An 11,020-nucleotide genomic window follows, 5' to 3' on the forward strand; every position below is an offset into this window, starting at 1 on the left:
GCTAAAAAGCGCACTTCAAGCCCGGCTTGAAGTGCGCTTTTTAGCTCTGACATCAGGTTAAGGCGTTGCACTGAATGTTTATTAAGTTCGGCAGAGTAAAGGGCGAAATTCTGATGACTATCTTTACAGTGATACAAGGCAATATCAGCGCATTGCATTAAGCCTTGGGCTGTGTCGCCATCTTGGGGGTGTTGCGCGGCACCAATACTACAGCTAATTTCTAGTACTAGGCCCTCAATATTGAAGGGGTGCTCGAACACGGCAGCTACCTTATTGACCTCCAACTCCAATTCGGTCTGGGGCAGACAAGTAACAATAAAACCAAACTCATCACCACCTAGACGGGCAAGAACCCCCGTCATTTCGTCTATGGTGTTTAAACGCTTAGCTATATTTTGTATCAATAAATCGCCGGTATCATGGCCCACTGTGTCGTTAATATCTTTAAACCGGTCGATATCTAACATCAATACGGCGACGGTGCCGCATGGGTTTTCCTTTAACGTAGCATCCAATTGGGTAACGAATTGGTTGCGGTTGGGTAGGCCGGTAAGATCATCATAATAGGCCAGGTGATTAATTTGTTTTTCACGAACTTGTATACCGGTTTGCATGTCGTTGATGGCCAGTGATAGGGCATCTACTTCAGTGGTGCTGGATTCAGGAAAGTGGGTAACATGTTTTCCCATGCGGATGGAGTTGGCCGCCACCGCCAGCTTATTTAATGGGCCTGTGATGCCTCTTGAGAGGATGAGGGCGCCAAGTAAAGAGACGATACCGGCAAGTAATAACAGCCCAATAAGTTGTATTTGCATACTGTTATAAGACAGGTACGCTTTGTCTTCTAATGTGGCAAGAACAATATACACTGGGTCGCTACCGGCAAATCCTACTTGTTTAGACGTATAGATATAGCTTGCGTCATCAAGGTTGGCGGTATGTAGGCCAGGAGTATAATTGAGCTTTAGAGCAAAAAAGGTGTTAGACAATGCTGTCGGCAATGTACTGCTAAGTAATGGAGCTTCACGATTCGGTATCAGTAAGCTTGCTTCTAATTCTGTTAATTTGGCGATGTTTTCGTTAATCAGTTTTTGCGCATTATAGCCAAGGAATACCCATGCATCTGTGCGTCGTGAACGTTCAACAAACTTAACCGGTACGCCTTTCATTAAATACACGCCATTGACGCCGTCATACCAACTTAGCCCTTGCTCAAGAAAGACGTTGAGGTTTGCCGGTATTGGCGTTGTGTCTGACGTGCTGGTGAGTCGCTGCATATCTTGGTCTAGCACCATGAACATATCTGCATCAATACGTTCTTGCTGGTTGCGCATGGCAACCGCTAGTGAATCGGGATCATCCTTTGCTGCAATATATTGTTTAATGGTGTAATTGCCTGACAAGTTATCGACGGCCCGAAGCAATAATTGGGCATGGTTATTCAGTTTATCTTCCACCACACTGACTGAAGTGCGGGTTTGGGTGAGTAACTGTTGTGTTGAGTGTGTATAGGTGGCGGAGCCAACAAGAAGTAGGGTAAAAAGCACAACAAAGGCAATGACTACCAAAAAAAACAGCAGCATTCTGTTGCGCAGTGAATTTAAGGTGGCTTTCAAGCGTTTACTCATATTGCCCAAACTCATCATCGAAATTGTACTGAGAAAAATCGGGCAATAATGCTCTGGTCAGCGCTAATCGCACGGTTTGATTGGTGGTTAATGAAAGTTCCCGCGTCAGTATTTCTTGGGTTTCCTGCATACGCGGGTGGTATACCGACAAGGTATACTGGCCAGGAGGAACGGTAAATTCACTGTCACCGTTATCGTCACTGGCTGAAAAATAAGGGGTGTCAACCACGTAAATATAACCTAGCATCCAGTCATGAACGTTGCAGCCAAGTTCTACGATACCAGGAATATCAAAGGTCAGAGGCTCGGCTTCGCTATCTTTATCCAATAAAAGGGCAAACCGTTTGGCGGCGGAAAAGGAGTAAACCTGATGTTTAATGGAATCAGAATTAGGAAAGCGGACTTTTGTGCCTTTGCTTACAATTAGAAAGTGAGGGGAAAACTGCCGGTTTACCTGATCCATAACGGCTTCGGGGATCGCGGTTGTGGTCGCGGTGGCAACATGAGGGGTAAGGCTGACGGCAAACCCAGATAACGGCAACCCTGTGTTATCTAATACCGTCACATTTAACGATAATGGGGTATCTTCGGCGCTGGCTTGAGCCGTTAAACCTAGCCCGGCCATTATTATAATGGCAATCTGCGTTACATAAGTGTGAAGCATAGTTGCTGTCCTACGATACATGAAGTTATGAATCTAAATACAGGACAGCAAGTCTGTGCGCCCATTTGATAAGGTAGCAGACAAGGGCGAAAGCGCTATCATTTCGCTAATACCTTAGGTCGTGCCACGATACCTAAACGGGAAGAGATAACGTCATGGTAGACGTATTACTAATGAGTTGTTCATATGGAAAATCTCTGGAAACTGTTTATGCACTTGCCCTCTGAGCTTTTTCCAATTTAAGGAGTATATCAGCCCTTCTTAATAAGGAAACCGATCAGTATTTTCCAGAAAAAGTAAGATAGGGGAAGTTGTGACTGACTTGGCAATGTCATCCCTTTTAGCTTTGTTTCAACTGATAAAGATTAACCGCTATACTCTTACACGACGGTCATGACCTTGCAAAGGTTGCTCTAGAAAATCACGGTGGTAAGAGCCCAGAATTACCATGTAGATCAATCACAACGGCACCGATAAAAATTGATGTTTTTGGCTTTTGTCGCTTTTTCAAACCTAGTCTATGCACTCGGTTTTGTTGGCACTGTAGTAGCAGGTTTGATGGTCGGCCTGATTATATCGGGGACAACTTTTTTAACGAGTATTTATGCTGCCCCAGTCCCAGACATCAACTTTACCTGGTCGCTTTAGGGTGACGATAGCTCTTGCCAAGATATTCCCGCAATAAGAGCAAAACTACTCATACAATATGTGAAATACGGTAGCTCAATTGTTGTGCAATAAAGGGTTTTAAAAAGGATCTTTAGAATGAAATTTTTTATAGGTGTCGCACTTTTGGCTTTTTTCTTTATTTTTGGATATTTAATTTACAGTGAATCAAAGATACCTAAAAACAATAGCTATCAAATAGACGATATGGCCATTAATGAATTCAAAACTCTACCTGAAGAACAAATGACGCTGGCTGCAAACGAGGAAGTAATACCGCCAAATAAAACATCAAATAGGCTATTCGATGATCTTTCACATCAAGATAAAATAAATGCGTTTTATAGAGGTTATCGAGGTATATCTACCCACCCAGATGAAAATAGGTATGCTAACGAAACGAATTTAGAATTTATGTTTGACATGGCTCGCAGTGGCGATTTTAATGCTCAAGATAAACTCATTTTTTTATTAAATCCATCAGTCATTTCTTCTTTAAAAGGTGCGTATGAAAATACAGAAGATCCTACTATAGGTAATAAGCTGGAGTATTACAGAAATATTTATACGTTAAGTTGAGATCAAATAACCGAAAAATTTAAAGAAGCAGTAATGATTGCTGCTGCATACGGAAGAACTGCTTTTTTACCTAGCCTTAATGATCTTCCAAATTCAATCATTGAGTAATGAAAGCCTGCTTTATGCAGCCTATCTTGATGGTGATGCAAGAGTTATTCAAATGATCAATAGATTCTTATTTACTAGCCCTGCATACACAGATGAAATAAAAGAAATCGGCCACACTATTTACAGTGAAATATTAAACAAACGTGAAGAAATGGGTATTCAAATGAATATTGGCTCAGATGAATTTCTGGAAGATTGGGCAAAGGAGCAGGAATGCCCTACTGAATCGGATATTTCTCTTTCAGAAATGCAATGCAACCCTTTTGTCTATTGACCGATACATTCACCCAAAAAAATGTGTAAGGGTCTAATTATCCAAGACGCTCACCATTGGATACTAAGAGGGGAAGTACAGAGAAAGGCCTGGATTGAATGACATAGGTCATGTACTACCCCCAATTAGCATTGAGTATTGCTTAAGGTAGTACATTTTCCAGAAAATGCTCAGCTACAGTTTAACATTCCAAAACGCGATCTACATAGTAACAAACTCTTCGGCGCTGGTGGGATGAATGGCTATACAAGCGTCAAAGTCGGCTTTGGTCGCGCCCATTTTAATGGCCACACCAAACCCTTGAAGGATTTCATCCATTCCCATACCGATACCGTGTAACCCCACCACTTTTTCATCACTGCCGGCACAGATGAGTTTCATCTTGGTGGCCTGACGATGGCGGGTAACCGCGGTATACATGGCGGCAAAGGACGAGGTATAAACCGTAATATTGTCTTTCCCGTATTTTTCTTCGGCTTCAGGCTCTGTGAGCCCAATGGTGCCAATGGGCGGGTGGCTAAAGACAACAGTAGGAATTTGCTGGTAATCCAAATGGGCGCCATCTTTGCCATTAAATAACCGTTCGCTGAGTAGTCGGCCCGCTTTTATCGCAACCGGAGTTAACTCCGCATGGCCGGTGACGTCACCTACGGCATAAACGCCGGGGACATCGGTATTTTGGTATTTATCGACGGAAATATAGCCGCTTTCGTTAATGTTCACTCCGGTGTTTTCCAATCCAATCTTGTCGCTGGAAGGATCGCGACCGATAGCCCAGATTAATACATCGGTGTGGAGTACTTCACCGGTGGTTAAGGTAACAGTGAGACTGCCGTCCTTTTCCTTTTCGATTTGTTTTACACCCGATTGCTTGTGCAGTGTGGGGCCTTCTTCATCGATGATTTCGGTCAGGGTTTGTGCAATCAGAGGGTCGAAATGGCGCAACGGCGTGGCGTGGCGAATAATAAGATCGGTTTTTGTACCTAAGCTGTGTAGTACGCCAGCCAGTTCCACACCAATATACCCGGCACCGACTACCACGGCCCGCGCAGGTTGGGTGCTAAGGGCAAAAAAGCCGTCAGAGTCGATACCATATTGTGCGCCGGGAATATCGGGAATACGCGGGCGTCCGCCGGTGGCTATAGTAATATGGGGCGCGGTGTATTTTTCACCATTGATTTCTAAGGTGTGATCATCGATAAACCGGGCATACCCTTTTATCCAGGTCACATCGTGTTTTGCCAGTACTTTATCGTAGGAAGCATGAATGCGCTGAATGTAAGCTTGGCGATTTGCCACCAACACTTCCCAGCTAAAGTTATTCACCGTTACATCAAAGCCGTAGTCTTCACCGTATTTATGAATGGCTTCTGCGATATTGGCGCCAAACCACATGGCTTTTTTCGGTACACAACCTACATTCACGCAGGTGCCACCAATATCTCCGCCTTCGATCAGCGCTACTTTTTTGCCGTATCTGGCCGCTCTGTTCGCCGAGGCGATACCACCACTGCCGCCGCCAATACAGATATAGTCAAACTCGTTCATAGTTAATGTGCCACTTGTGAAAAAAAATATTCTTGCACGGAATGACCAGCATCGCCAAATTTAAAAAAGCGAACCTGCTGATTTTGTAATTAGAACAAACAGTGTGTATGGGGGTGTTCCGTTGTCTTAGTGTAGTCGTAATCGTTGTCAGTTGGCGTGCTGTAGCCGATGTTTTACGGGATGGCCAGCATCAAACAGGCCGTGGAGAATTTCACTGCACATAGGATCAATGTACTAAGCCCGCTTGTTTTTGTCGCCGGTGATCCCTACATTCAAGTACATAACTTCAATAAGTAAGCGAGATCATTATGACAGCACCTGCCATTGAGCAAGTTGACGGGTTACCTCTTTTTTCCGGTATTCAACCCCAAGATATTAAACCAGCGGTAGAAAAAGCCATTGCCCATTGCAAGGCGACTATCGAAGACGTTGTCGCATCCGCAGATTATAGCTACCAAAATGTGGTAGAAAGAATTGAAGACGCTGATGACAGGTTAAGCAAAATGTGGTCGCCAGTATCCCATATGAATTCTGTGGTCAGTAGCGATGCCCTGCGAGAAGCCCATGATAGCTGTTTGCCGCTGTTGTCGGAATACGGCACCTGGGTGGGGCAACACGAAGGGTTATTTAATGCCTACACCGCATTAAGCAAGAGCGATGAATTTGCCCGTCTTGATGAGCAAAGTCAAAAACTCATTGAAAACACCCTGCGTGATTTTAAATTATCCGGTGTCGCCTTATCGGGCAAAGACAAAAAGCGTTTTGCTGAAATTCAGTCCCGTTTAAGTGAACTGGCCTCTACCTTCAGCAACAATGTGATGGATGCCACTATGGCGTTCACTAAACATGTTACCGACGAAGCACAGTTAAGCGGGTTGCCTGAATCTGCACGAGCGGCGGCAGCACAAGCGGCGCATCAAAAAGATCTGCAAGGATGGGTATTTACTCTGGATATTCCGTCCTATTTGCCGGTGATGATGTACGCGGATAGCGATGAGCTGCGGGAAGAAATGTATCGGGCCTATTCAACCCGGGCTTCTGATCAAGGGCCCAATGCAGGGCAGTGGGATAACACCGCTATTATTCAGGAAACCTTAGCACTACGTAGTGAAATTGCGGCGTTGTTAGGTTTTGAAAGCTATGCACAAAAATCACTGGCAACAAAAATGGCCAACTCCACCGAACAGGTGTTGGGCTTTTTAGAAGATTTGGCAGAAAAGTCCCGTCCTCAAGCGCAGCAAGAATTAGAGGAAGTGAAAGCCTTTGCTAAGGAGCGTTTCGGCAAAGAGCAGCTCAATGCCTGGGACTTGCCTTATTACAGCGAAAAGTTAAAGCAGGAAAAATACACCATTTCTGATGAAATGTTGCGGCCGTATTTTCCTGAAGAAAAAGTCTTACATGGTTTGTTTGAAGTGGTTCATCGCTTGTACGGGCTTAAAATTGTCGAGCAACCTGGAGTGGATGTCTGGCATAAAGACGTGCGTTATTTCACCATTACTGACGATGCGGATGCTTTGCGTGGCAGTTTCTACCTTGATCTTTATGCGCGAGCTAAAAAACGGGGTGGCGCGTGGATGGATGAGTGCCGGGTACGCCGGAAATTGCCTAATGGCGAAATACAACTTCCCGTTGCCTATTTAACCTGTAATTTCAATGCGCCAGTAGGCGATACACCGGCTTTATTTACCCATGATGAAGTGGTAACGCTGTTTCATGAATTTGGGCATGGTTTGCACCATATGCTCACGAAAATGTCGGTAGCCGGGGTCTCGGGCATCAATGGTGTGCCATGGGATGCGGTGGAACTGCCCAGTCAGTTTTTAGAAAACTGGTGTTGGGAAGAAGAAGCCTTAACCTTTATCTCCGGTCACTATGAAACCGGTGATCCTTTGCCAAATGATTTACTCGACAAAATGTTAGCTGCACGGGATTACCATTCGGCGATGCAAATGGTGCGTCAGCTTGAGTTCAGTATGTTCGACTTTATGCTGCATCAACACAATGGTAAAGATGTGGATGTGCAGGCGGTGCTAAACGAAGTAAGAGAAAAGGTCGCGGTGGTGACACCTCCGTCTTTTAACCGTTTTCAGCACAGTTTTGGGCATATTTTTGCTGGTGGTTATGCGGCGGGTTACTACAGCTACAAATGGGCCGAAGTGTTATCAGCAGATGCCTTTAGCAAATTTGAAGAAGACGGTATTTTTAACCGAGACACCGGGAAAGCCTTCTTACAGAACGTATTGGAAAAAGGGGGCAGCAAACCGCCCATGGAATTGTTTGTGGCCTTTAGAGGTCGAGAGCCACAGGTTGATGCGCTGTTGCGTCACTCGGGAATCCGGGTGTAATGGCACCAGAGACGTTTTCGGATATCTATGCCAGAGCAGTAAAACGTAAGGGCTCAGAAGAAGCCCTTACGTCCTTGTTAAGCAAGCCCTTAACCTCAAGTGAGGTAAAGGCGATACCGGATGACCGATTCTTATCGGCGATGACAAAAAAGGTATTTCAGTCGGGGTTTGTTTGGCGGGTTGTGGAAAATAAATGGCCGCAGTTTGAAGAGGCATTTTTTGGCTTCGAGATTGAGAAAATCTTGTTGATGCCCGATGAAATGTTTGAACAAAAGGCCAGTGATAAGCGCATTATACGCAATTACAAGAAAGTGATGACGGTACGTGACAATGCGCTCATGATCCAAGATGTACGTCAGCGCTATGGCAGTTTCGGCGCCTTTGTGGCGGGGTTTGGCGGCCATGAAATTACGGAGCTATGGCGTTATTTGAAAAAACACGGGGCGCGGTTAGGCGGGAATACCGGGCCTTACATGTTAAGAGCCCTCGGCGTCGATACTTTTTTGTTGTCCCAAGACACCGAAGATTATTTGCGAAAGCACAATCTCATCGAGGGCACCTTGAGCAGCCAGCGTTCGTTACACGCCGCCAACGCGTGTTTTGCCACCTGGCAACAGCAAAGCGGGCTTTCACTGCAACAAATCAGTCAAATTGTATCGTTGAGTTGGGGGCCTAACGAACGTCACAGTTTGTCTTAAGAAAATAAGTTTTATTTCAATCATTAGGCGGTAAAGCGCTGTTGCTCACCGCCGGATTTGGTTACACTTCTGTTTATTAGATTTAAGAACTTCAGGATTGTCATGAGCGATAACCAGGCTTCGCCTTTACCCCCCACATCTTCTGCCGAAAACAATGACAGCACCACCCACTTTGGTTTTAAACAGGTCGATAAAACCCAAAAAGCCTCACTGGTGGAAAATGTCTTCGATTCCGTGGCGGCCAAATACGATGTGATGAATGACTTGATGTCCATGGGCATTCACCGTTTATGGAAACGACACACCATCGATTGTTCCGGTGTGCGTGCTGGGCATAAGGTATTGGATATCGCCGGTGGCACGGGGGATTTAACCGCAAAATTTTCTCGTCTTGTGGGCAGTACGGGCTCGGTAACATTGGCCGATATCAATCATGCCATGCTGAAAGTGGGGCGGGACAAACTCCGCGATAAAGGATTGGTGTCGAACATCGATTATGTCCAAGCCGATGCCGAAGCCTTGCCGTTCCCAGACAATACCTTCGATGTGGTTACCATGGCGTTTGGATTACGCAATGTAACGGAAAAACAGAACGCGCTGGACTCTATCTTTCGGGTGCTTAAACCGGGCGGTCGTTTGTTGGTGTTGGAATTTTCCAAACCGATCTCTGAACCCCTCAGCAAGGTGTATGACATTTATTCTTTCCACATATTGCCTAAAATGGGGCAGTTGGTGGCCAACGATGCTGAAAGTTATCAGTACTTGGCTGAAAGTATTCGTATGCACCCCGATCAGGAAACACTGAAAGGGATGTTTGAGCAGTCGGGTTTTGAACAATGTGATTATCAAAATTTGACGGGCGGAATTGTGGCACTACATCGAGGATTCAAATTCTAATGCCTGCAACGGCTTTGCTAACGGCACTGTCAGAAACGGTGATCAACCGATATGTTTTTTTAGACCCCCAAAGCGTGGAGCGCTTGCGGCCCCTTGCGGATAAACGCCTCTATGTGTTTATAGCCGGTACGCCCATGGCATTTTCCTTGGTGTTTTCTCAGCGTATTGACATGCTGGTAGAGCAGCAAGCGTATGATGAAGTGGTAAAACAACTCGATAGTCAAAGTTGCTGTGTGAAGGTGGCGTTGGATATTCTGCCCGAATTACAAAAAACCAGTCGCCTTACGGCCCTGATCCAAGAAGGGAAGCTCTCTGTTGAAGGGGATCTTGGCATCGCCCAACAGGCCAGCCAGCTGTTTCAGGGGTTAGATATCGACTACGAAGAACTGGTTTCTCGCTATACCGGCGATATTGCCGCCAATCAGCTTTTTGCCACCGCAGCTTCGGTAAAGAATCGCTTAGATACGCTGGCTGATAACATTAAAGCCGGTTTACGCAATGGGTTAACAGAAGAAAAGCAGATTGGCGTTCCTTCTTTAGCATTGGCCCACTTTGCCGATGAGGTATCGGACTTACGGGACGACACCGACCGTTTTGCTGCCCGTTTAGCGCACCTTGAAGCGACCTTTCATTCCCATCAAGAATCAGATTAATCCGGAATCACTCCATGCGCATAGGCCGATTGTACTTCATCAATAAAATCATGTTACAGCACGGTTTAGATGAACTTATTCCTTCTCGTTGGCTGCCTTGGTACGCCTGCGCCATGCGTAAACTGATCTTTTGGATCCCTAATCAGCACAAAGACAAATCGCCGGGCGAACGTATTACCCTTGCGTTACAATCCCTTGGCCCAGTCTTCATTAAGTTTGGGCAAATGCTCTCTACTCGCCGGGATCTGTTATCTCACGATATTGCCAACGAGCTGGCTCGCCTACAGGATAAGGTTGCGCCCTTTTCCAGTGCAGCGGCGAAAGAGATTGTGCTTAAGAGTCTGAATATTCCGTCCTTAGATGTGATATTCAGTGAATTCGATGAAACACCGCTGGCGTCGGCATCGATTGCCCAGGTGCATGCTGCGCGCTTAAAAAGTAACGGTAAGGCGGTGGTGGTCAAAGTGTTACGCCCCGGCATTCGAAAAACCATTGATGCAGATATGGAATTGCTTTTTACCTTAGCTGGCGTGCTGCAAAAGTGGTTACCTGATGGTAAACGGTTACGTCCTGAAGAAGTGGTCACCGAATATCAAAAAACCTTGGTGGATGAACTGGATCTATTAAGAGAATCTGCCAACGGTATGCAGCTGCGTCGTAACTTCGACAATTCCGACAGTTTGTATGTGCCGGAAATCTACAGTGACTATTGTCGCCGAGATGTGCTGGTCATGGAGCGTATATACGGCATTCCCATCGCCAATTTAGACGCCCTGTTTGCACAAAACACCAATATGAAATTATTGGCCGAACGGGGCGTGGAAGTGTTTTTCACCCAGGTCTTCAGAGACAGTTTTTTTCACGCTGATATGCATCCTGGCAATATCTTCGTGTCCACGGAGCATCCTGAAAACCCCCGCTATATCGCCATTGATTTTGGTATTGTGGGCACCCTTAATC

10 protein-coding genes are annotated in these 11,020 nt (G+C 45.7%); 7 read left to right on the forward strand and 3 right to left on the reverse strand.

What is annotated here, in order from left to right; translation table 11 throughout:
• Together V5298_RS17695 and V5298_RS17700 are read right to left on the reverse strand one after the other, a co-directional pair.
• A partial coding sequence (locus V5298_RS17695; protein ID WP_332932758.1) for a diguanylate cyclase domain-containing protein occupies positions 1-1,628 on the reverse strand: 1,628 nt, incomplete at its 3' end.
• Positions 1,621-2,292 (reverse strand): methylamine utilization protein, encoded by a 672-nt coding sequence (locus V5298_RS17700; protein WP_332932759.1) that lies wholly within the window; start codon positions 2,290-2,292, stop codon positions 1,621-1,623. The genes V5298_RS17700 and V5298_RS17695, both read right to left, overlap by 8 nt.
• A gap of 765 nt (positions 2,293-3,057) precedes the next feature.
• On the opposite strand from V5298_RS17700, the gene V5298_RS17705 reads away from it, so the two are divergent.
• A complete protein-coding gene (locus tag V5298_RS17705; RefSeq protein ID WP_332932760.1) occupies positions 3,058-3,537 on the forward strand; it encodes a hypothetical protein in 480 nt (159 codons plus the stop codon).
• A gap of 37 nt (positions 3,538-3,574) precedes the next feature.
• Positions 3,575-3,919, forward strand: a complete 345-nt coding sequence (locus V5298_RS17710; protein ID WP_332932761.1) for a hypothetical protein — start codon at positions 3,575-3,577, stop codon at positions 3,917-3,919.
• Between the two features lie 201 nt (positions 3,920-4,120).
• On the opposite strand, the gene gorA is transcribed toward V5298_RS17710, so the two are convergent.
• The gene (gorA, locus tag V5298_RS17715; protein ID WP_332932762.1) at positions 4,121-5,467 is read right to left on the reverse strand and encodes a glutathione-disulfide reductase; all 1,347 of its coding nucleotides are present in this window, start codon (positions 5,465-5,467) and stop codon (positions 4,121-4,123) included.
• 308 nt (positions 5,468-5,775) lie between these two features.
• Between gorA and prlC the strand changes: the two genes are divergently transcribed.
• The 5 genes from prlC to V5298_RS17740 all read left to right on the forward strand — a co-directional run.
• Entirely contained in the window at positions 5,776-7,812 is a 2,037-nt protein-coding gene (prlC, locus tag V5298_RS17720) for an oligopeptidase A (protein WP_332932763.1), read from the forward strand.
• Positions 7,812-8,510, forward strand: coding sequence for a DNA-3-methyladenine glycosylase I (locus tag V5298_RS17725; protein ID WP_332932764.1), 699 nt, complete (start codon positions 7,812-7,814; stop codon positions 8,508-8,510). The genes prlC and V5298_RS17725 overlap by 1 nt, the downstream gene beginning before the upstream one ends.
• Before the next feature lie 102 nt (positions 8,511-8,612).
• Complete coding sequence (ubiE, locus tag V5298_RS17730) at positions 8,613-9,407, forward strand: bifunctional demethylmenaquinone methyltransferase/2-methoxy-6-polyprenyl-1,4-benzoquinol methylase UbiE (protein ID WP_332932765.1); 795 nt, start codon at positions 8,613-8,615, stop codon at positions 9,405-9,407.
• Positions 9,407-10,060, forward strand: coding sequence for a ubiquinone biosynthesis accessory factor UbiJ (locus tag V5298_RS17735; protein ID WP_332932766.1), 654 nt, complete (start codon positions 9,407-9,409; stop codon positions 10,058-10,060). The genes ubiE and V5298_RS17735 overlap by 1 nt, the downstream gene beginning before the upstream one ends.
• 14 nt (positions 10,061-10,074) lie before the next feature.
• A partial coding sequence (locus V5298_RS17740; protein ID WP_332932767.1) for an AarF/UbiB family protein occupies positions 10,075-11,020 on the forward strand: 946 nt, incomplete at its 3' end.

Origin of the sequence: Alteromonas sp. 14N.309.X.WAT.G.H12 (genome assembly GCF_036697315.1) — a bacterium.
GTDB lineage: Bacteria > Pseudomonadota > Gammaproteobacteria > Enterobacterales > Alteromonadaceae > Alteromonas.

Excerpts from the sequence above, each read along its gene's own strand:
- V5298_RS17700 (WP_332932759.1), bottom strand. The coding sequence starts at position 2,292 with ATGCTTCACACTTATGTAACGCAGATTGCCATTATAATAATGGCCGGG.
- V5298_RS17705 (WP_332932760.1), top strand. The coding sequence starts at position 3,058 with ATGAAATTTTTTATAGGTGTCGCACTTTTGGCTTTTTTCTTTATTTTT.
- gorA (WP_332932762.1), bottom strand. The coding sequence starts at position 5,467 with ATGAACGAGTTTGACTATATCTGTATTGGCGGCGGCAGTGGTGGTATC.
- prlC (WP_332932763.1), top strand. The coding sequence starts at position 5,776 with ATGACAGCACCTGCCATTGAGCAAGTTGACGGGTTACCTCTTTTTTCC.
- V5298_RS17725 (WP_332932764.1), top strand. The coding sequence starts at position 7,812 with ATGGCACCAGAGACGTTTTCGGATATCTATGCCAGAGCAGTAAAACGT.
- ubiE (WP_332932765.1), top strand. The coding sequence starts at position 8,613 with ATGAGCGATAACCAGGCTTCGCCTTTACCCCCCACATCTTCTGCCGAA.
- V5298_RS17735 (WP_332932766.1), top strand. The coding sequence starts at position 9,407 with ATGCCTGCAACGGCTTTGCTAACGGCACTGTCAGAAACGGTGATCAAC.